Source organism: Embleya sp. AB8 (assembly GCF_049739465.1).
GTDB lineage: Bacteria > Actinomycetota > Actinomycetes > Streptomycetales > Streptomycetaceae > Embleya.
This window is the reverse complement of sequence record NZ_JBMHHY010000012.1, coordinates 123405-141959: the sequence shown is the minus strand read 5'-3', so window position 1 is coordinate 141959 and position 18555 is coordinate 123405. Positions and strand designations below refer to the sequence as shown.

General features: G+C 70.3%; 26 protein-coding genes and 1 pseudogene. 2 read left to right on the top strand and 25 right to left on the bottom strand.

The window, feature by feature from the left end; translation table 11 throughout:
* Positions 1 to 179 precede the first annotated feature (179 nt).
* The 5 genes from ABIA38_RS19165 to ABIA38_RS19145 form a co-directional block, all read right to left on the bottom strand.
* A complete protein-coding gene (locus tag ABIA38_RS19165) occupies positions 180 to 1544 on the bottom strand; it encodes a DUF3560 domain-containing protein (protein ID WP_424639900.1) in 1365 nt (454 codons plus the stop codon).
* A gap of 67 nt (positions 1545 to 1611) precedes the next feature.
* The gene (locus tag ABIA38_RS19160; protein ID WP_424639899.1) at positions 1612 to 2292 is read right to left on the bottom strand and encodes a hypothetical protein; all 681 of its coding nucleotides are present in this window, start codon (positions 2290 to 2292) and stop codon (positions 1612 to 1614) included.
* A gap of 86 nt (positions 2293 to 2378) precedes the next feature.
* The gene (locus ABIA38_RS19155) at positions 2379 to 2729 is read right to left on the bottom strand and encodes a hypothetical protein (protein ID WP_424639898.1); all 351 of its coding nucleotides are present in this window, start codon (positions 2727 to 2729) and stop codon (positions 2379 to 2381) included.
* 94 nt (positions 2730 to 2823) lie between these two features.
* On the bottom strand, positions 2824 to 3108 hold the full coding sequence (locus ABIA38_RS19150; protein ID WP_424639897.1) for a hypothetical protein: 285 nt from the start codon (positions 3106 to 3108) through the stop codon (positions 2824 to 2826).
* Positions 3109 to 3278: 170 nt separating this feature from the next.
* Positions 3279 to 4373 (bottom strand): hypothetical protein, encoded by a 1095-nt coding sequence (locus ABIA38_RS19145; RefSeq protein WP_424639896.1) that lies wholly within the window; start codon positions 4371 to 4373, stop codon positions 3279 to 3281.
* 218 nt (positions 4374 to 4591) lie between these two features.
* Here ABIA38_RS19145 and ABIA38_RS19140 point away from each other — a divergent pair, with 218 nt between their 5' ends.
* Positions 4592 to 4903: a sigma-70 family RNA polymerase sigma factor gene (locus ABIA38_RS19140; RefSeq protein ID WP_424639895.1), complete on the top strand. Its 312-nt coding sequence runs from the start codon at positions 4592 to 4594 to the stop codon at positions 4901 to 4903.
* 30 nt (positions 4904 to 4933) lie between these two features.
* On the opposite strand, the gene ABIA38_RS19135 is transcribed toward ABIA38_RS19140, so the two are convergent.
* The 10 genes from ABIA38_RS19135 to ABIA38_RS19090 all read right to left on the bottom strand — a co-directional run bounded on the left by ABIA38_RS19135 (position 4934) and on the right by ABIA38_RS19090 (position 11644).
* Positions 4934 to 5365 (bottom strand): DUF3307 domain-containing protein, encoded by a 432-nt coding sequence (locus ABIA38_RS19135; protein WP_424639894.1) that lies wholly within the window; start codon positions 5363 to 5365, stop codon positions 4934 to 4936.
* Between the two features lie 94 nt (positions 5366 to 5459).
* Positions 5460 to 6632: a hypothetical protein gene (locus ABIA38_RS19130; RefSeq protein WP_424639893.1), complete on the bottom strand. Its 1173-nt coding sequence runs from the start codon at positions 6630 to 6632 to the stop codon at positions 5460 to 5462.
* A gap of 132 nt (positions 6633 to 6764) precedes the next feature.
* A complete protein-coding gene (locus tag ABIA38_RS19125) occupies positions 6765 to 7391 on the bottom strand; it encodes a hypothetical protein (protein ID WP_424639892.1) in 627 nt (208 codons plus the stop codon).
* 70 nt (positions 7392 to 7461) lie between these two features.
* Positions 7462 to 7839: a hypothetical protein gene (locus ABIA38_RS19120; protein ID WP_424639891.1), complete on the bottom strand. Its 378-nt coding sequence runs from the start codon at positions 7837 to 7839 to the stop codon at positions 7462 to 7464.
* Positions 7840 to 7937: 98 nt separating this feature from the next.
* Complete coding sequence (locus tag ABIA38_RS19115) at positions 7938 to 8702, bottom strand: DUF6884 domain-containing protein (protein WP_424639890.1); 765 nt, start codon at positions 8700 to 8702, stop codon at positions 7938 to 7940.
* Positions 8703 to 8737: 35 nt separating this feature from the next.
* Positions 8738 to 8878, bottom strand: a complete 141-nt coding sequence (locus ABIA38_RS19110) for a hypothetical protein (protein WP_424639889.1) — start codon at positions 8876 to 8878, stop codon at positions 8738 to 8740.
* A 33-nt stretch (positions 8879 to 8911) separates the two neighbouring features.
* Positions 8912 to 9586: a hypothetical protein gene (locus ABIA38_RS19105; RefSeq protein ID WP_424639888.1), complete on the bottom strand. Its 675-nt coding sequence runs from the start codon at positions 9584 to 9586 to the stop codon at positions 8912 to 8914.
* 30 nt (positions 9587 to 9616) lie between these two features.
* A complete protein-coding gene (locus tag ABIA38_RS19100; protein WP_424639887.1) occupies positions 9617 to 9976 on the bottom strand; it encodes a hypothetical protein in 360 nt (119 codons plus the stop codon).
* 214 nt (positions 9977 to 10190) lie between these two features.
* The gene (locus tag ABIA38_RS19095) at positions 10191 to 10697 is read right to left on the bottom strand and encodes a hypothetical protein (protein ID WP_424639886.1); all 507 of its coding nucleotides are present in this window, start codon (positions 10695 to 10697) and stop codon (positions 10191 to 10193) included.
* 32 nt (positions 10698 to 10729) lie between these two features.
* The gene (locus ABIA38_RS19090) at positions 10730 to 11644 is read right to left on the bottom strand and encodes a hypothetical protein (protein ID WP_424639885.1); all 915 of its coding nucleotides are present in this window, start codon (positions 11642 to 11644) and stop codon (positions 10730 to 10732) included.
* Between the two features lie 277 nt (positions 11645 to 11921).
* Here ABIA38_RS19090 and ABIA38_RS19085 point away from each other — a divergent pair, with 277 nt between their 5' ends.
* Positions 11922 to 12194 (top strand): hypothetical protein, encoded by a 273-nt coding sequence (locus ABIA38_RS19085; protein WP_424639884.1) that lies wholly within the window; start codon positions 11922 to 11924, stop codon positions 12192 to 12194.
* Positions 12195 to 12282: 88 nt separating this feature from the next.
* Here the strand turns inward: ABIA38_RS19085 and ABIA38_RS19080 are convergent, their stop codons facing one another.
* From ABIA38_RS19080 to ABIA38_RS19035, 10 genes and pseudogenes are all read right to left on the bottom strand, one after another.
* On the bottom strand, positions 12283 to 12708 hold the full coding sequence (locus ABIA38_RS19080) for a hypothetical protein (RefSeq protein ID WP_424639883.1): 426 nt from the start codon (positions 12706 to 12708) through the stop codon (positions 12283 to 12285).
* Positions 12709 to 12758: 50 nt separating this feature from the next.
* Positions 12759 to 13175: a hypothetical protein gene (locus ABIA38_RS19075; protein ID WP_424639882.1), complete on the bottom strand. Its 417-nt coding sequence runs from the start codon at positions 13173 to 13175 to the stop codon at positions 12759 to 12761.
* Positions 13165 to 13398 (bottom strand): hypothetical protein, encoded by a 234-nt coding sequence (locus tag ABIA38_RS19070; protein WP_424639881.1) that lies wholly within the window; start codon positions 13396 to 13398, stop codon positions 13165 to 13167. Before ABIA38_RS19070 ends, ABIA38_RS19075 begins: the two co-directional genes overlap by 11 nt.
* A 275-nt stretch (positions 13399 to 13673) precedes the next feature.
* Positions 13674 to 13868, bottom strand: coding sequence for a hypothetical protein (locus tag ABIA38_RS19065; protein WP_424639880.1), 195 nt, complete (start codon positions 13866 to 13868; stop codon positions 13674 to 13676).
* 120 nt (positions 13869 to 13988) lie between these two features.
* Positions 13989 to 15275 (bottom strand): hypothetical protein, encoded by a 1287-nt coding sequence (locus ABIA38_RS19060; protein ID WP_424639879.1) that lies wholly within the window; start codon positions 15273 to 15275, stop codon positions 13989 to 13991.
* Positions 15272 to 15679 (bottom strand): hypothetical protein, encoded by a 408-nt coding sequence (locus ABIA38_RS19055; protein WP_424639878.1) that lies wholly within the window; start codon positions 15677 to 15679, stop codon positions 15272 to 15274. Before ABIA38_RS19055 ends, ABIA38_RS19060 begins: the two co-directional genes overlap by 4 nt.
* Positions 15680 to 15704: 25 nt before the next feature.
* Positions 15705 to 16556, bottom strand: a complete 852-nt coding sequence (locus tag ABIA38_RS19050) for a hypothetical protein (protein ID WP_424640072.1) — start codon at positions 16554 to 16556, stop codon at positions 15705 to 15707.
* A 3-nt stretch (positions 16557 to 16559) separates the two neighbouring features.
* Positions 16560 to 16745: a hypothetical protein gene (locus ABIA38_RS19045; protein WP_424640071.1), complete on the bottom strand. Its 186-nt coding sequence runs from the start codon at positions 16743 to 16745 to the stop codon at positions 16560 to 16562.
* Positions 16746 to 16918: 173 nt separating this feature from the next.
* A pseudogene (locus ABIA38_RS19040) lies at positions 16919 to 17191 on the bottom strand (NERD domain-containing protein); the annotation flags it as partial.
* 20 nt (positions 17192 to 17211) lie between these two features.
* Positions 17212 to 18483, bottom strand: a complete 1272-nt coding sequence (locus ABIA38_RS19035) for a hypothetical protein (protein WP_424639877.1) — start codon at positions 18481 to 18483, stop codon at positions 17212 to 17214.
* Between the last annotated feature and the right edge of the window lie 72 nt (positions 18484 to 18555).

Sequence of the window (18555 nt, the reverse complement as noted above, 5' to 3'; positions counted from 1 at the left end):
CGATGCGGTGTTTGTTGTTCTTTGAACTACTTTCAGCTTAGTGGGTAGGCACTATATGACCCAGCGGATCGTTCACTCGTAAGAGTGGATATCGCTGTGTAATTTGACCTCGCGCGACCTTGTTTCAGCAGGTCAGACGCTTGCCGTGCCTCTCGGCGCCCGCAGCAGCGCCGCGCCGGTCACCCGCCCGGAGCGGGCGTGATCTTGCGGACGATGCCTTCCCCCGAGCCTCCGCTGTGCCCGTCGAGCAGCGTGAAGCCCTGCGCAGCCAGATACTTCGTGACCTCGTCTTCCAGGGCCCGGGACCACACGGAGTGCGTAAACCTCTCGCCTTCCGGTGCCTGGATCGTCACCGGCTCGCGGTCCTTGTGGGGCTGGTTCCGGCCGTTGAGCCACGTCAGCCTCGCCTCCGTGGCGTTCCACGGGCACTCGATCTTCACGCCCGCCGGAATCCGCGGGTCGCGCCGCTTCGTCCTCGGCTTCGGCTTGGCGGCCAGCGCCTCGCGGATCGGACCGGCGGGCATGCAGTTCGAGGCCACGTTCGCCTCGAACGTTCCGGGGACCTTGCCATCCGCGAGGAACCCGCGCATCGCCTCACCCGGGCAACGGGCCCGCACCCGGGTGTAGTCGGCCGGATGGGTCCAGACCCGGGCGCCGCTGGTGGCGTCCTCCACAGTCATCACCTGCTTGGGGGCGAGCCGCAGGTTCCAGGCGATGGACAGCGTCTTGGGGTTGACCCGATGCACCTCGTACCAACTGCCGGAGTACAACACGAAGTCACCGGGCACGAAGTCGGCCGGGCCCCAGAACTTCACGCCCTCGGCCTCCGCCTGGGCGATGATGCCCTCCCAGTGGGTGATCTCATCCCTCAGGTCCGCGATCAGCCGCTCGTGCCGGGCGCCGTCCCAGCCCTTCTCGTTCGCCTCGGCCAGGTGCCGTTCCTGCCGGCGCAGTTCGGCGCGCCGCTCCTCCAGGCGCCGCATGGTGCGCTTCGGATCGTTCCGGAACCTGGTGTAGTTCTCGGCCGTCCGGGCCCGGTCCGACCAGTACCCCGCCTTCCTGCCCTCCTCGATCGACGCCCGCATGTGCCCGTGCATCCGCTCGATGTCCCGGCGGGCCCGGCGCTCGCTGTGATGGCCGACGAGGATTGGCTGTCCCATGGGGATGCCGTCCGAAATGCGGTCCGACGCCGCGCGCCGCGCGTTCGAGGCGGAGGTGGCGCGGTCCGCGCGGTTCGCGAACCGGTCGGCGCGCTCGTCGGCTCGTTCCGCGCGGTCGGCCTCGGCTTCCGCGAAGGTGCGCCGCGTGTCCTCGTCGATCCGGACCTCGACCTCGTGGCCGGCCCGGCGCAGGGCCTCGGCCGCCGCGTTGATCTTCCAGGTCTGCGCCTCCTTGTCCCGCGACTGCCGGATGTAGAGGCAGCCGAGCGAACGGGAGGACCAGAAGCCGTGGTGGCGAACGATGTCGAAGACGCCATCCCCCTTCCTGGAACCGTCGAGGAGCGTGCCCTCCGCTCGGGTGTGGGTGATCGTGATGGTGGCCATGGGTGGTCCCTCTTTCTGGTTGGGGTGGGAGTGGGGCGGGGCCGGGTGGCCCCGCCCGGTGGTCCGGTCAGCCGGCGAGGATCGCCCGGCCGGCGTCGGTGAGGCTCACGTCCTGGCCGCGGTAGAGGCTGATGCTGCGGTCCTGGACGGCCCAGCCCCGCTCGATGGCCTGCTGGACCATGTCCATGCGCGGCCGGACGTGGCCCGACTTCCGGGTCTCCACCCGCCGCTGGCCGATCTTGCCTTCGTAGATGGCGACACCGGCCTCGGCGATGACCTGGAGCACCCGCCGTTGAGCCTGGGTCACCTTCTGCGGCGGGACCGGAATGGAAGCGGGACCCGGAGCCGGCTCGGGGGCGGGCTCGGCGACCGGAGCCGGCGTCTCGGTGATGTCGATGAGTTCCGTGCCGCTGAGGAAGCGGCGCAGCCCCTCCTGCTCGGCGAACCGGCCAGCGTTGGTGATCATGCAGGTGCTCATCCCGTATCCGGAGACGAGCAGGCTTTCGGTCGCCTTGCGGCGCTCGATGATCAGGGCTTCGCGGAGGCCGCAGTGCTCAGCGCGCTCCAGGAGGCTGTGCCACGGCTGCGCGTTGGCCGCGGTGGTGATGACGTCCCGCATGTAGCTCGCCAGGTTGGTGTTCTGCGGGGCGGCGAGTGCTTCGGTGAGGCGGGCGCGAGCGTCGGCGTCTGCGGTGAAGGCGAGGTTCGCGCAGATGGTGGCGCGGTCGAGGGCGGTGCTGGCGTCCATTCCAGGCTCCTTGGTGGGGTGGTGTTTGTTGCTATTTGAACTACTTTCAATTTAGTGGGTAGGCACTATATAACCCAGTGGAACGGTCACTCGATCGAGTGAATATCGCCGTTGGATTTGACGTCCCCTACCGCATTGCCACAGGTCAGAGGCTTGACGTGGGCCATGGCCGCCCGCCGGGCGTCCGCCCACGCGCGGATCAGCTCGCGTCCCGCGTCGGCGGCGGCCTCGGCGGCCGGCATGCCCTTGTCGATGCCGGCCAGGTAGCGGCCCGCGAGGAACGTCGTGCTGTGCTCCCGGGTGAACTGCTCCACCAGGTCCCTGAGCCCGTGGCGTGGGTACTCGCGGTTGATCGCCATCGCGGCTAGGGCCGCGATCCTGCCCACGGCATCGCCCAGTTCGACGGCCTCGGTGGCAGTGAGGGGTCGGTTTCGCATGCGCGTCCTCCGGTCGTGGGGGTCGGCCCGAGGTGCCTCTCGGTCACCCCGGACCACCTCCTAGTGGGTAGGCACTAAATGATGGGCGGCACTGTCACGGCGCGCGGCGGGCCGCCATGACCGCGTCCACGATGGCGACGTTCTGGGTCCACGTGGCCTGTCCGGTCACGAACTCGGTCCCGCCCCAGCCCTCGCACCCGAAGATCTCCGCGCGGGCCGGTTCGTCGTCGCCGTTCGCGTCGCGGCCCATGGGGGGCAGGAGGACCGTCCAGTCGTAGCCGTCGACCCGAACGGAGGCCATCCAGCCGAGGTTCGTCGCCTTCCACGTGGAGGTGACGACGGAGGTGAAGACGCTGGTGAGGGTTTCGGTGCTGGTCACTGTGTGCTCCCGGTGGTTGGTGGTGGTTTTTGTTGTTGTTTGAACTACTTTCAGTCTAGTGGGTAGGCACTATATGACCCAGTGAATCGATCACTCGAAAGAGTGAAAATCGGGCCGGAATTTGACGCCGCCCACGGCCATCGCCGCAGGTCAGAGCCTCGAACCCTCGGCTACGGCCGGGACGCTCGGGGGTCCTCGGGCCGGTACCGGCGCAGCTCCTCGGCCGTCATCCGCGCGTTCAACCGGCCGTAGGGGAATCGCTGCGTTGTCCCCGGCCGGTCACTTGCCACGGTCACCGTCTTCGGGTTGGCCCTCACCACCTCGTACCAACGCCCGTCGATCCGCGTGTGGTCGCCGCGCTCGAAGTCGCCCCGGCCCCATGCCGTGCTGCCGTCCGCTCCGCCTCGGGACAGGATCGCGGCCCAGTGCGCCAGGTCCTTGACGATGCCTTCGCGCTGCTCCCGGAGTCCCGCGACAACCAAGGCGTCGCCGAGGTCGGCCCGCCATCCGTCCGCCGACTCTCCCCTGAGCCACGTGTCGACCAGATCGAGACTGTCGTGGAGAAGCTTGACCTCCCAGGGCGTCACGCGCGTGCTGGCGCCGTCTTCGCCCTCGCGCGCGGTCGCCTCGACGGGACGGGTGCCTTCGAGCCCGAAGGACTTGTCCAGGACACACCGAACGGTCGCCTCCGGGGTGTCCGTGTCCGTCCACTCGTCCTGCCAGGTGATCTCGCCGTCGCGGTAGACGGTCCCGGACCATGCTCCGGTGGCGGTCGTCAACTGGAGGACGTCCCCGCCGGGCAGCACGACCTCGGCCGCGTAGCAGTGGCTGCCGGTGGGGATCGCGCTGGCCGGGATGCCGGCGGCCCCGAGAGCCGCGACCATCGCGTGCGCGTCCTCCTCCTCGCTCGTGTCCTCCCGGTCCGTTGCGTCCGGGTCGAACCGCGCCGGGTCGAGGTGCCGGAGGTGTTCGATGATCGGCCCGGCGAAATCGCCGTGGAGGTGCGTGGCGACGATCGCGAGGGCGCGCGCGTCGGGGACCTCCTTCAGCGCGTGGTGGACGGCCGCGTTCACGTCGCGGTACTCGGTGCCCTCGCGAACCAGCCAGCCGAAGACCGCGGTGGTGGTGTGGTCGAGTCGGTCGAGGAACGAGGCGGCCTCGGCCAGAGCGGCGGCCACCTCGGGGGAGAGCGTGCCGGCGGTCGAGGCGTCGGGCTTGGTGAGCCGGCCCAGGGTGCAGGCGATGTCTCGCGCGCTGCGCTGCATGCGGGTCCATTTCTTACTCTTTGTAGTGATTTGAACACTTTCAGTCTAGTGGGTAGGCACTATATGACCCAGTGGAACGTTCACTCGATCGAGTGAGGATCGTTCCTGGATTTCGGCCTGCCCACCTGCATTCCCCCAGGTCGCGGGCTCGCGCCGCCCGCCGCTGCGCCGCGCCCATCGGCTCACCGTCTTTAGTGGGTACCCCCTATATTCGGGGAATGGCGCCCACCCCACGCGAGCCGCAACCCGTAGACCTGCCCGAAGCCTTCGCCGTCGCCCTCACCCTCGTGGAGGGACGCGACGCGACCACACGCGCCCGAATCCTGACCGAGGCCCTGAATGCCGTGCCGGGACTTCAGGCGTGGCTGCGCTACCAGCGGCAACTCGCCGTGCGGGACCTCAAGGCCCAGGACATGAACGACGCGCAGATCGCTCCTCTGCTGAAGGTGTCGACTCAGCGGGTCGCGGACATCGCCAGCGGCCACGGCACGAGGAAGGCGCCGCGCCCCAAGCCCGAACCGACCGCCTGACGTGGCCCCGGGTTCCGTGCGGCGTCGCCCTCACAGGGTGGCGATGATCAGCGCGCTCGGAAGCAGCCACCCCAAATGCCAACTCTGGTCGAGCAGGTATGGCGCGTGCGGGTCGTTCTCCCACCAGTCCCGTTTGCCGGCCGCCTCGGCCAGGCGCCGGAGTGTCGTCCTGCGGTCCGCCCAATAGTGGCTGACGGCGTCGACGGCCAGGCCCACGACCAGGCCGACGAGGCCGATGGACAGCCCGAGCGTCGTCCACACCAGCGCCACGGCCGCCAACTTGGTGGCGGTCAGCGTGAAGACGTGCCGAACGCACATCCAGCGGCCCGACCACCCCGGGCCGCCCTTCCGCATGGCTTCGGTGTGGCTCTGGATCCAGTGGTCCCCCACCTGATGCCCTGTGAGGAGGGCGACGTACACGGCGGCCATCGTGGCTGCGGCCGATGTCTGCTCTGGTGTCACTGCATATCTCCTCGGTCCGTTGGGTGGAACACGACGAAGACCGCGCCCGGTCGATGCCGGGTGCGGTCTTCGTTGGTGCCGGTCAGGTGGCGCTCTACGCAACGAGCGCGCCGAACAGGGCCATCTGCTCTGGCTCGTTTGTGTCCGGGTCGAATCGTGGCAGCTGGAGCGGCCGCAGGGGTTGGCTTCTGGGAACCGTCGGGCATTCCTGCGGGCAGATGGCATCGGCGCGCAACTCCTCAACGACCGCGGGGTCCAGCTCGTGTTGCGTGACCTCGTCCGGGGTCGGCGTCCAGCCGAGGGGCCGGCGAACGATCGGGTTCAGGATCTTGTTGACCGCAGCCCAGGCCGCGCGCAGCGGCGTCTCCCGGGCATACCAGGCGTGTTGCGCGGCGAGCGCCGCGTCGAAGTGCTCTCGCTCGGCCTTTCGGCGCCGGTCCTCCTGGGCGGTCATCCGGCTGATCCACTGCGCGTATTCGCCGCCCATCAGCACCGGCAGCCGTCCGAGCTCTCGCCTGCGGTCCTTCACCACGGGTGTCGGTCGCCACCGTCGCCACAGTGCGAGCGCCGTGCGGCCGTCTGCGGTGACCTGGACACGCTGAACGCCGAGGGCGTCGGGGTTGCCGACGATGATCAACCCGGCCTCCACCAGCGGACGCAGGCGGGGCGCGGCCAACCGCTGTCCGCCCAGGCCGGGCCGGGCGCGTTGGCGTAGCTCGCCGTCCGGGTCGACATGGAGCTGGGCCGCGCCGGCGGCGGCGACCAGTTCGGCCTGGCCAGCGGACCATTCCAGCGCGAGGGCCCGGCGCTTTTGGCGTGCCCGTTCGCGTGCCTGCGCGAGGGCGTCGCTCGCGGTGGTCGGCGACGGGATGTCGGGAGCCGCCGGAGCGCCCGGTGCCTCGACCGGCGCTGGTCCGGCCGGCTCGGTCGGGGTCGGGGCCTCGGTCGGTGGGTCGGGGGGTGTGTCGCGGACCCGGGGTCCGCCGTTCGCGATGTCGGTGTGGGGCCTGGGGCTGGAGCCGTGGTAGCGCACGGACACGCGGAACGGGAACGGGCCCTCGTTCGACCACCGCTCGATGTCGTCGGCGTGCCTGGCGATCGTCGCGTCGGCCACCCCGTTGAGGGTCACGACGTAGGAGTGCAGTCGCTCGCCGTTGCTGTATTCGCCGCGTACGCGGAAGTCGCGCCCCTGGGTCAGGCCGAGACGGCCGCGCAGGATGCGCGCGATGGCGACGGTCGGGGACTTGGGTGGGGGAAGGGTGGTCAAGGCTGAAGGCTCCTTGTGGCTGTCCGGACAGTGTCCGGACGCACCTGTCGGCTGTCCGGACACCTGTCCTCGATCCTGTGTTTGTGCTGTTCAGGCGTGTCCGGACACTGTCGGGACACAACCCGGCGGGTTTCAGACGGGTCGGTTCGTGAGGCCGTGTGCGATGCGCAGGCACGCCCGGCAGGTGGGCAGCCGGTCGTCGTTCGGGTCGTCGAGGACCTGGAGATCGCGAGCCCTGCTCGGGGTCCAGCAGAGGACTCGTCCAGCGTCCCTCCGGAGGCGTCCGGCGGTCAGGGCGTCCAGGAGGTACACGTGGTCGACGCCCTGCGTGAAGCCGTCGAGGTGCCGGCTGCTGGTGTAGTTGTGGCGCACCTCGACCCGGACGCCGTGGCGCTTCCTCAGCGTCTCCGCCATTGCCTCCCAGACCGCGACGAGTTTCCGGTGCTTCTCGTGGGCCACCGTGCGCCGCGTCTCCTCTTCCGCGCGGTATCGCGCCCGCGCGGCGGTGGCTCGCGGTGGCGGGGGAGGTGCCGGTTCGGCCCGAGTGGCGATGTACAGCAGGTATCGCTCCTGCCATGTGACCGAGCGCGGGCCGCAGTAGGCGCGGCCGAGGATGGTGGAGGCCCACTCCGCGTTGTGGATCGGGGTGTTCAGCACCTTGGGATTCACGAAGGGGCCAGCTTCGCGGCGAGCCGTGTCGCGCAGTTCCGCGATCCGCTCGGGTGTGAGGTGTGTGGCCTGGGGCTGGTCGGTGGTCACGATTCCTCGTTACGTCGGTGGTGGCGGAGCAGGACCCGTCCGGGCCGTGGGCCCGGACGGGTCGCGGTGGTCAGCTCGCGGCGGAGCGTCGCGGCGCGCGGTACAGCCAGCGGGCGGCCCAGTACGGGGAGGTGACCGCGAGGAACACGCCGGCCGCCGCGATCAGGAGCAACGCGTAGGCGAACACCGTGATCTGGAGCAACCGCTCGCGCCGGTTGTGGCGGCGCGCGAAGGCGCGGAGGTCTTCGTCGGAGCGCAGCGAAGCCCGGCTCCTCTCGTCTGCGGCGAGTCGGTCGGCGAGGCGTCCGGCGCTCTCCGCGTACCGGGTCAGGGGGCAGCGAGGGAAGCCGAACTCCCACATGTCCCGGATGGCCTGCCGGGCTTCGTACTCGGCCGCGACGGCTTCGGTGGCGTCCACGGGCGGGGCGGTGGTCTCTGGTACGCGCATGGGAACCCTTCCAATTTAGTGGGTAGGCACTATTTCTAACGTCTGGTGGCTCCTGGGGTACCGGGGTGAACCCCGGGGGTTGGGAGAGATCGGGCGGGTCAGTTCCGCTCGCTGCGCAGGTCGTTCCATACGATGCTTCGCTCGTCGCCGACCACGGGCAGGCCCTCGTAGGACTTCTCGGCGATCACGTGCCCGTCGATCGTTTCCTGCGTGACGAGGAACCAGGCCAGCGCCTGCGCCCATGCCTTCTCGGTGCTGTGGTCCTCGACCACCACCGTGAACGGGGCCTGTCCGTCGTGCCGTTCGGGGCCGGCGATGGTGACCGTGAACGTCCGCCGCCTCTTGCTCCAGTCGTTCGGGAGCGCGTACGGCGGCTTCGACGCCGCCTCCACCCGGGGTCGGGCTGCGCGCGCTCGCAGCCCGGCGAGGCGCTGCCGCTGGTAGCCGATGCCCAGGCCGAGCAGAGGCGCGGTGGCGTGGGGCCAGACCAGACGGGCCGCCTCGGCGTAGGTGGCGCCGGCGAGGATCGTCACGTTGTGAGCGTGACTCAGGCGGAGGTCACGAGCCTGGGTCAACAGCCGCAGCTCGAACATGATGTCGATGTGGTCCTTGGTGAGCTGCTTGTCGTAGGGCGTCAGGACCCGCTCCCCGTCCAGAGGCAGGAGGCCGTATCGGGCGGAGAGGATCAGGATCGTTCCCCCGTTCGCGGCGGTGATCGCCTCGGCGGTCGCGCGGCACCACCGGTGATAGCTGCCGACGTACAGCTCGGCGGCCGGCGCGGGGGTGGGCAACTGGCCGTGGGAGCAGGGGATGACGACGACCGGGGCCGGTCCGTGGCTCGTGGTGGGGTGTGTGCTGATCACGTGGAGGGTCCTCCCGGAGTGCGGATGTAGGCGGGTCACTCGGCGGCATCGCACGCGCACAGGGTGCGCCAGCCGTCCCGATCGATCTCGATCTCGTCGAAGCAATCGGCGCAGATGGCGTCGCGCCATTCGGAACGCCTGGGCTGGGGCGGGGGCTTCGGCTCGGGCATGTCCATGTGAGGGGTCCTCTCCGTGGCCTGGCGAACGGGTCAGGCGCGGGTGCGGATCGGGAGGGCCTTGGCGAACTCGGCGGCGACGCTCGCGCGGTGGTCGCTCGCCTCGCGCCGCGCCTCGTCCCGGTCGCCGCAGATCTTCGAGTAGCCGCACTCGCACACGACGCTGCTGGTACGGGAGTAGAGGAGGCCGGCGCGGCGGCCGGGCTTGCACAGGCCCGCGCTCGGCCGGTTGCCGGGGTGCTCCCACCCGGCGGGTTCGGTGGTGCAGGTTCGGTGGTTCAGCGCGAGGAGGGCCAGGCGCGCGGTCAGGGTGACGCGCACCGGGCCGTCGCCCTCGGTGACCAGCCTTCGTGCGCGGAGTCGGGCGGTCGCTCCCTGGGGGATCGTCCAGAACAGACCGGTGATCTCGCGTGCTCCGTTGCGCATCACGTAGTCGGCCGGGCCGGAGCGGATCAGGTCGAGGTCCTTGCGGGTGCTCTCCGTGAGGCTGCTCCCGACGGGCATCAGGGGCAGCAGTTGGATCGCTCGGGTCTGACGGGTCGGGCCGTCGAAGGTGACGGCGGTCCAGGTGATGAGGGCGCCGCCGGTGGTGGCGGCTTCGATCCGGAAGCCCCGGTTGACCGCTCGGCGCAGGAGGGATTCGGCGTGCGCCTCGCTTGCGGTGCCCTCGGTGGTCCCACCGAAGTGGGTGATGAGCTCGCGGAACACGGCGGCTCCTTCTTCAGAGGGTGGGTGAGGTTAGGCGGCGGAGACGAGGCGCGCGGCTGCCGCGTGGTAGCACGCGACCGAGCGCAGGCCCGCCGGGCAGTTGCACTGGCCGGTGGCCGCAGTGCGGTAGACCTCGCTGCCGTCGTCCGAGACGGTGAGGAAGATCCGGTTGCCGCGAAGGGGGATGAGCGCGCCCATCTCCAGGAGTTCGATCGCCTTCGCGACCTGGTACGGCTTGTAGTCGTTCAGCCGGTGCGAGGGCTTCCGGTGGACCATCCGCCTGCACTTCGGGCCGTAGCCGTCGGGGCTGAGACGGCGCAGGACCCGCCGGCACTTGAGGCAGCGCTGGGTCTCCGTGGTGCGGTCCGTGATGGGAGCGGTGTGGCCCATGGGAGCCTGCTTTCGCCTCGTTTGGGGTAGTTGTGTGTACACATTCAATATACCCAAGTGAATTTGGGTAAATCTATTTGTGTAACTTGGGTGGGCAAAGGGTCCGCAAAGGATGTGCGCCGTCCGGCCGAGGCCTGCATTCGGGCAACAGGACGCCCCGCCCTCCCCCTCGTCGAGGGAGGTGCGGGGCGTGGTCGCGCGCCGTTCGGACCGGCTATCCGGCGGCTTCCACCGGCCGCTCGCACGAGCCGTGTTCCTCGCAGTTGCACCCGCCGCATCCGGCGCACATCTGGCCGGCCTCGACGTCGCACACGCCGCACCCGCCCTCGGCGTCGAGTTCAGCGCCGTCGATCGCGATCATCAGCCCCAGGGCCGCCTTGACTGTGAACGGCCGCCTCGTGCACGTCCCGTCGCACATCACGCTCTCGCCGAGCGGGCCAGCCGGGTCTTCGTGCCCCTCGCACTCGTACGCGGAGGGGTCAGCCTGCTCGATCGTGAGGGTGACCGCGTGGACGACGAGCGTCGCGGTGCCCGTCAGGTCGGCCTGCCACAGGGCCGAGCTGATCGCACTGCCCAACTCCACGTCGTCCTTGCCCTGCTGGCCCTGGGCGCCAGCCACGCGGTACGTCGTGGTGAACAGCTCGGGCGTGCCCTTGCAGGTGAAGCGCTCCGCCTGGACGGCCGGGTGCTCGACCGTGACCTCGTACATGGCCTGGAACATGGGAATCTCCTCGCCTCTTGGGCCTGGTCGCGTCAGGCGGGCAGGCCAGGCAGGATGCGCTCGACCTCGACCCAGTCGCCGGCGGCGTAGTCCACGGCCATGCCCGTGTCCCAGGGCACGGGGTAGGTGGCGCGCCGGTCGTCCTCGGTGACCCCGTGAACGGTTGCCCACCACTGCTGCGCGCCGTCGCCGAGGGTGGCGAAGCCGACGGCGAGGACGTTCAGCCGGGCGCCGTGGGCGTACAGGATGTCGGTGGGCGCGATGTCCAGGCGCGGGATCTCCAGCCTGATCCGGCCGGTGGCCTCGTCGGCCATCTTCGCCAGGACGTCGGGCGCGGCCTGCCCGAGGTAGCACAGTGCGTCGCCGAGGTCGTACTGACCGTCGATCCCCCAGTGGATGGAGGCGGTTGCCCGGCGGGCGTCCTCGCATGCCTGGGCGACGCGGGTGGTGTCGATCAGTTTGCACGTGTCGGCCGGCCATGCCGAGCCGCCCTCGACGAACAGCCACCTGCGGGTCACGCCGGAGTGGCTGGTGATCGTGTCCACCGAGCAGACGGTGTGCGCGGTGCCGTCGGAGCACAGGATGCGGTCGCCGACCACAGCCGGCCTCGGCTTTGGTCCGGGCTTCGGGCGGTACCGGGTGTCGAGGGGGATGCCGAGCGCTTCGGCCTGCTCTCGGGCGACTCGGACGCTGGCGGCGTACTGACCGTCCTCCACCTCGTGTGCGAACACGCCGAGGGTGTGGAACTCGCCGTGCTCGGTGGTGAGCGCGGCCGGCCACGCGCGGTTAAGGAAGCCGACGACTCCCTCTCGGGCGACCACGAGGACGTCGCCGTCTGCGATGTCGTCCCGGCACTGGGTGGCGTCGTAGGCGTCGCCCGTGCTGTCGAAGCGGTGGACGGTCGGGGAAGTGATGGTTGGCCCGGTGGGGGTTGGTCGGTGGCTCATGGAGTGCCTCTCTTGGTGGGTGGCGGGAAGTGGTTCACTCCTAATTATACCAAAGTCAATTTAGGTAAATCCATTTAGGTAAGCTGGTTTGGCAAAGAATGCGCCAAGGTGGCCGCCCCTTTGGCGGCCCGCCGCTCAACCCCCGAACGGCACGACGCCCCGCCCTCGGCGCGCGGAGGGCGGGGCGTCGTTACGTTCGACTGCGGGTGCCGCGCCTCGACTCGCGCGACAGGCCGAAGCTGGTTTCGGCAAATTGAGTTGTGGAACACTCGGGGGCATGAGCCGTGCACCTGGACCCAGCAACCTCTACGCCGACTACACCCCCGCCCCGGCGATGGCGGAGGCCATCGCGGCATGGGAGAGGAGCGTCGAGGAGGAACTACGGCTTCGCAACGCCGCGCGCAAGGCGGTGGCGGACGAACTCAAGGCGTCCGGCGTCTCCCATCAGGCCGTGGCCAAATTCGTGCCTTGGACCGAGGCCACGGTCGCTGGCATTGCCAAGGAGTACGGCGTCCCGCCGAAGCGCAAGCGCAAGGCCGACAACGGCTGACACGCCGCCTGTGGCGGCCGGGTCCTTCGGGACTCGGCCGCCGTCGTGCGTTCGTTGGCCGGCCACCTCGAGGGCCGGCCGCCCGGCGTCAGCGCCGGCGGGCCCCGCGGCGGTACCCGGACCGCGCGGCCTGCTGTGCTGCGCCGGAGCCACGCCGGATCTGTTCGGGCAGCGCCGCCACGTCTTCGACGGCATTGTGCAGCTCGGTTGCCCGGGGGTGGGGACGCCCGGTGTCGCGTGCGTAGTCGGCCAGCAGCTCGCCGACGATTGAGTGGAGCCGGGCCACCGCCGGTTCGGCGAACGAGTCCGCGGACACCTTCACGTAGCCGGCCTCCGATACCGGGACGGCTACTTCGATCGGGTCGCCGGAACCGGTGGCCTGCCACCGCCCGGTCCGGCCCTGCGCGGCCGGTGTGAGTTCCTTCCACCACTGGCCGCCCACTTCATCGAAGCGCTCGCCGGTCTTCACCCAATGCCGCCCGTCCGGGCCGCGCAGAATCTTCTCGTCGGGCACGGTGGTTCTCCTACTCGTCGGGACGTCCGGACGCACGGCCGCAGCCGGGTTCAGTGCGCTCGGGCGTAGTGCTCCTCGATGGCGGCGGCGACCCGCGACCGGAGCGCGAGCAGCCGACTCTCGGAGTCCAGGCTGATCGCCGCGCCCGGTTCGTCGAGGTCGACCAGGTCGGCGAGGCGGGACGCCTCGGGGTCGGCGCCGGGTTTGGTGGGCAGGATGAGGCGGGTCGGGCCGGGGTCGGTGGGTTCGTCGTGCCACCAGCCGCACCGGCGCGGGCAGGAGTACCGGGCGACGCCGAACCGGGGGAACTCGGGTGCGGGGACGATGTCGAGCGGCGGTGGCCTGCTGGCGCGACGCGCAGCCTCCCGCCGGGCCGCGAGGTACTCGGCGGTCTCCCGCGCTGCGGCCCCGGGTCGGGCGAAGTGCTCGCGGATCCGGTCCATGTCGTCGAATTCGTCATCCGTCAACGGTTGGTGCTTTCGGTGTCATGACGACAATCTCCGCGAGGCGGGTTCGTACGTCGGCGATGGTTGTGTCGGTCACGAGCGCGAATGCCTCGCGGTCGCGGTCGGGGAGATGCCCGGCCACGGTGACGCGCAGCTCGTCGTACCGGTCCAGCAGGGTCAGCACCAGCGATCCGAGGAGTCCGATCCGGGGGTCCATGGTGGCGTCCGGTGGGGGTGTGGTCATTCATCCATCATGGCGGTCGGTACCCCGGCGATATCGCTGAATCCGGGAATACCGGTCACCGGCGGCAGGGGATGGGAGTCTGGATACGAACGCCGTCGTACCCGCCATCGCTTCTTCTTCGACTGCTGGGCCGGAGGAGCGTACGCCATGGCGGCAGGGGCGGGCGCGGTCACACGAACGTCCGTCTGCCTGCGGGCCACGGCCAGGGACGCCTATCGGAGAGGCCACGCCGCCCGACACACAGCGAAGCCGCACACGCGATGCGTCCATGGCCTCTATCGGAGCCAGAGCGCGGCCACGATCACCAGAGCGATGACCACTGTTGTGAGGAGCTGGCCGCGCGGGACGTTGCTCAAGGAGGTGAGCAGCGACTCGGGTTCGAGTACCTGTTCCCCGTCGGGGATGTGCCCCCCGTGGGCCTGGTCGCGGTGCTTCCGCCGCTCGTCGGCCAGCGCGGTGCGGGAGTACACATGGGGTGATGTCGTGCGGCAACACGTGCACCGGTAGCGCCAGCCCATCGCGGCCCCCTCACTTCAGATCACCGCTCATCATGGCCGAGATCGGGGTGACCGCAGACGTATTCGGCATCATCACGATCCCGTCGACTCGTTCGATCGGGGAGGGCATTCGACGGGGAAGTAGCGACTCGGGTTCGGGCGGATGGTCACCGAGTCGAGATCCATGATCTCTGCACGCAACTCCTCCCCGGGAGAGTTGGCAGTGGTGTTGGCAGCGTTGTTGGCGTTGGCTGTTGGCGCGCTGACCTGCACCAACGCATCGCGCGTCGGCGATTGCGGGAGGCCCTGGGGAGAGGGGAGCGGGGGGACATCGGAGGCGTGCACGCCGGGCCCTGAGCCAGCTGCCGTGCGGACCCCCGCCCGCCACCGGATACCGGCCTCGTCGAGCGCCTGCTTCACCTGCCTGGTGTGGGGGAGTTGGAGGTCGTCACGAAGGGCGGTGAGGAGCACTCCCCGGCCGCGGCGGCGGGGGTGGTTGAGCGCTTCGAGCAGGGTCATCGGGTGGGGTGCCGGCGGGGCTTCGACGGGAGTCTCGTCGGCCTTGCCGGGGGGTTCCCTGTGGGGCTCCTCCCCGTCCCGCTCCCCGTGCTCCCCGCGTTCGTCGTAGCGGTGTTCGTAGCCCTTCTCCCCGGCCGCCTCCGGGGGAGCTTCGGGGGCGGTGTCGGCGGCGACCGGGGGAGTGCGGTTCGAGCCGCGACGATTCCCGAATCGGGCAAGGGCGCCGGTGAAGGGGGTGTTCGCCCGCCGCGCCGGGGCGAGCTTCTTCCGCTCCTTGGGCCGGGCGCGGGTCGACTTCCTCGCGGTGGCCGCGCCCGGGAGTGGCAGGCGGCCCAGACCTGCGAGGGTCACGACAAGCACGGCGAGCGCCGCGACTGCCCATGGGCTGGCCGGGTGGACGTTCGTGAGATGTGCGACGCCGTAGATGCCGAGCACGACGCACAGGATGCGGGCGCCGACGCTTGATGGCCCCCGACCGACGGTGCCGCCCGTCCACGCGTAGACCGAGGACCCGAGAACGCGCACGCCCTTGGCGAGCGTGCGCAGGGTGCGGAGCAAGAACGGGCCGCCGCGCCGGCCAGCCTCGACGATCAGCGGCTTGTACGCGGCCAGTTGCCGCACGTCGTAGTACTGGCGGAGGTCACTCGGCACGGTCATGATGCCTCGTCCGCGCGGCTCGACGTCCAGGTCGTCGTTGCGGTGACCCGGGGGAGGGCCGTCGGGGAGCGCCAGCTCCCCCGCGTCGGGCTGCTCGTCGGCGTTGGTCGTAGTCGCGGCGGGGAGCGGTCCCTCCCCCAGGCTCGGCATCTCGTCGGGGCCGGGCTTGGGGTCGGGTAGCGCGCGAAGGTGGGCATGGCTCATGCGACTGCAAACCGTTGCATGAGCTGGGAAACCTGGGTGGCGAACAGCGCCCACACGCCGCCAGCGCCGCTGGCGACGTACCAGAAGAAGATCGCCCAGATGCCGACCCTTCGGGGCGTCAACTTCCGGTACGCCAACCAGAGCACGATACACACGGCCACCGCGGGCATGGTCAGGCCCGGAACCGCAGCGAAAGCGAACCCGACAAGGTCGTTGACCAGGTCGCTGATGATGTTCCAGGGCGAGCCGCCCGCGTTGTACGCGGCGCCGGCGAAACTGCCGATCCCAAACGCGCCTCCCCAGCCCAAGGGTTTGATCTTTCCGCCGCCGTTGGTGCCGAGGAACAGCCAGAGAGTGAGGATGGCCGCCATACCGGGGGCGCCGATGCTGCCGATGAAGTGCACGGGATCTCCGATCGGGTCGGGTCGGTCAGAACCAGGACGGGGACGGCAGAAGCAGCAGGAACTCGCGGAGTTTGTCCAGCGCCACGACGCGCGGCCCGTACAGGAGCAGGCCCATGACGAGGGACACGACGGGCACGCGGCCAAGGAGGGCCAAGGGCGGCCACAGGCGGCGCGTCCGCCAGTTCAGCCACACGGCTCCGGCGACGACGACGCTCCACACGACGTGGTTCGGGTTCGGCCCGTCGTAGGTGGCCACGAGGTACACGGCCTGGCGCGAAACGAATTGCGGGAAGTCGAGCATCACGCCGCCGGTGAACGCGGCTGCGTTGTAGAGGAAATGCTGGCGCGTGTGCCCGAGCTGCGCCCACCACTGGATGCCGGACTGCCGGGGGTTGAACGGCTGGTCGAGGTAGGGCGGCCGGCGGTAGACCCGCTGAGGAGCGCCGCGTCGGGCCCGGGAGCGACGGCCGGGATACGCCCTTGTCGGCTCCTCCTTCCCGTCGTCGTCCACCTCAAGGTGGTCGTCGTAGTTGGTCGGGTCGTCGGGGAGGTCCTGGTCCTGGTCGTCGGCGGCGTCCTGCTCAGCCGGGGCCACCAGTTCGGTCAGGTCGTCCTGCGGCCCATGCCGCCAATCCGGGATGAGTGAGCCGCGAGCGAGCTTCCCTGGGGCAGGTGGATCCGGAGCGGTGTCGGGCGCTTCGGGGGGATCGCCCTCGTCGGGCCCGGCCTGGGTCTCCGGCTCGCGGACCTCTTGGACCACGGGGGTTCGGACGATGGAGGTGTGGAACGGCTCCTCGTCCGGGTCCAGCACCCTGTGCTGGGCGGCCTCCCTGGCCTCGGTGACGCGCCGCAGCAGCTCGGTGGGGGGAATCTCCATCGGTCAGTCCTGTCGGTAGGGCGGGAAGAGCCGACCGGCGGCCTTGCCGGGGTGCGCCCCGTGCGTCGCCCGGCCGTGGCCGAGGGTGCGTAGGACGGGCGCGGTGCGCTGCGCCGGGATGATGCGGATGCCGTCGACGCGGAGTTCGCCGCCGTCGATGTACGGGCCGTCCATGGACACGAGCGGCACGACCGGGCAGCCGAGCGTCCTGGCGACGGTGGTGCTTCGTGTCGGATGCCGGCGAGTCGGTCGGTGACGTCCCGTTCGCCGTGCATGAGCCGGCCGCGGACCACGCGCAGCGGGTAGTGGCCCGACCAGCGCTTGCTGTCGACGACGACCACGACGCCGCTCGGGCTGATCGTGAGATGGTCCACGTTCGCGCGACCGGAGGGCAGCGCGCGGTCGTGGAGGATCGTCCAGCCCTCGGCGCGCAGCGGGTCCAGACGGGCTGCGGTGCGCCGCTCCCCCGCTGCGCCGGCCTCCCAGCGGACAGCCCGGCGACCGGCCGAGGTCTCGATGTTGAAGGCATCGGCGACCCGAACGAGGGGCGTGCGCAGGCGACGAGCCTGCGCGGCGGTCGATGTTCCGGCTCCCCCGCTGCGACTGCGCCACCACCAGGAGCCGATGGCGATCACGCACAGTGCGATGAGCAGGGTCACGACGCCCGCCTCTTCTTCTTGTTCTTCGGGTTCACGATCCGGTCGCGGGTGCGCCGAACGGTTTCCGCGAGCCGCGGGGTGTGGCCGTGGATCGTTGCGACGCGCGTGGTGAGGTCGTCGTCGGAGATGGCGAGGTCTACGCGCAGGATTTCGCGGATCGTCCCGGCGATCGTCAGGGCGCTGATCGGCTGCACGGTCGACGTCTGCGGGGCCTCGCGGACATGTTCGGACACGTCCGCAGCGGGCGTGTCCGTGGTGTTCGCGGCGTGTCCGTCCACGGTCGGGGCGGGAGCGGTGAGCGGCGCGCTGAGCTGCGCGGACACCGTCCGGGACGGCTGTCCGGTGGTGTCTGCGATGGGCGTTTCCGGGGTGCATGCCGGGTGTCCGGGAACGGTGGTCGCAGGGACAACCGGAGCGGGCGCCACGGGCACCGCAGCGACCGGCACGGGGGCGGGCACGTTGGGCATAGGCGGGGCAATCACCGGCGAAGGCACGGGCGCCACCGCGACGGCCGTGGTGGGCACAGGTGCAGCGGCCGGTGCGACCGCCACGGGGGCAGGCAGCTGCGCGGCCGGGGACAGCACAGCGGGGGGTGCGGTGATCGCCGCCGTCCGAGCTGCGGCTTCCAGGCCGTACGCGGCGTGTGTGTGCGCCGTCTGCGCGTCGAGCCGGCGCAGTTGCGCGGACAGGGCGGCCCTCGCGCCGATCTCCTCACGACGCGCGGTCAGCCAATACGCCACACCATCCGACAGCGGCACGGCGTACTGCCGCAGCACCAGCGCCCACAGCACTTTGCCGAGCAGCGGCAGGAACGCGCCCGCCACTCCGGCGGCGAGGTGTCCGTGTTCCCGGCCGAATGTGATGATCGCGCCCATGGAGATCGCCAGGCAGGTCCACCCCGCGTTGCGCGGCGCCCAAGCCCGCGCCCGGTCGAACCGCTCCAACCATTCGAGCGCGATGCAGCACAACATGACCACGTCGAACACCACCGCGATGCTGTACGCGATCTCACCGACGAGTAGCGGAGCGAGCAGACCACCGATGGCTGCGGTCGTCCCGGTCACGGTGAGGACCGTCACGACGGCCGCGACCCCGGTCACCCCACGCAGAACCACCGCGTCCCAGTCACGCGGCTGTCGCGGAACCCAAGCGTCGTACGGCACGTCGCGCGTCCTGGTGTGACCGTCGATCGTCACGGACTCCTGCCGGGTGCGCGTCACCTTGCGGTACCGCACCCCGGGCAGCCGCTCGTCGGTGGTCTCGTCCATTGCTCAACCTCTCGCGTGTGTGGCATGAAACCGGCCCGCCCCCGGGGAGTTGGGGACGGGCCGGTCGTTGTG

Coding starts and splice junctions, on each gene's coding strand:
- ABIA38_RS19050 (WP_424640072.1), bottom strand. CDS start 16,556: ATGGAGATTCCCCCCACCGAGCTGCTGCGGCGCGTCACCGAGGCCAGG.
- ABIA38_RS19090 (WP_424639885.1), bottom strand. CDS start 11,644: ATGAGCCACCGACCAACCCCCACCGGGCCAACCATCACTTCCCCGACC.
- ABIA38_RS19085 (WP_424639884.1), top strand. CDS start 11,922: ATGAGCCGTGCACCTGGACCCAGCAACCTCTACGCCGACTACACCCCC.
- ABIA38_RS19120 (WP_424639891.1), bottom strand. CDS start 7,839: ATGCGCGTACCAGAGACCACCGCCCCGCCCGTGGACGCCACCGAAGCC.
- ABIA38_RS19165 (WP_424639900.1), bottom strand. CDS start 1,544: ATGGCCACCATCACGATCACCCACACCCGAGCGGAGGGCACGCTCCTC.
- ABIA38_RS19100 (WP_424639887.1), bottom strand. CDS start 9,976: ATGGGCCACACCGCTCCCATCACGGACCGCACCACGGAGACCCAGCGC.
- ABIA38_RS19145 (WP_424639896.1), bottom strand. CDS start 4,373: ATGCAGCGCAGCGCGCGAGACATCGCCTGCACCCTGGGCCGGCTCACC.
- ABIA38_RS19140 (WP_424639895.1), top strand. CDS start 4,592: ATGGCGCCCACCCCACGCGAGCCGCAACCCGTAGACCTGCCCGAAGCC.
- ABIA38_RS19155 (WP_424639898.1), bottom strand. CDS start 2,729: ATGCGAAACCGACCCCTCACTGCCACCGAGGCCGTCGAACTGGGCGAT.
- ABIA38_RS19035 (WP_424639877.1), bottom strand. CDS start 18,483: ATGGACGAGACCACCGACGAGCGGCTGCCCGGGGTGCGGTACCGCAAG.
- ABIA38_RS19060 (WP_424639879.1), bottom strand. CDS start 15,275: ATGAGCCATGCCCACCTTCGCGCGCTACCCGACCCCAAGCCCGGCCCC.
- ABIA38_RS19110 (WP_424639889.1), bottom strand. CDS start 8,878: ATGGACATGCCCGAGCCGAAGCCCCCGCCCCAGCCCAGGCGTTCCGAA.
- ABIA38_RS19095 (WP_424639886.1), bottom strand. CDS start 10,697: ATGTTCCAGGCCATGTACGAGGTCACGGTCGAGCACCCGGCCGTCCAG.
- ABIA38_RS19160 (WP_424639899.1), bottom strand. CDS start 2,292: ATGGACGCCAGCACCGCCCTCGACCGCGCCACCATCTGCGCGAACCTC.
- ABIA38_RS19070 (WP_424639881.1), bottom strand. CDS start 13,398: ATGACCACACCCCCACCGGACGCCACCATGGACCCCCGGATCGGACTC.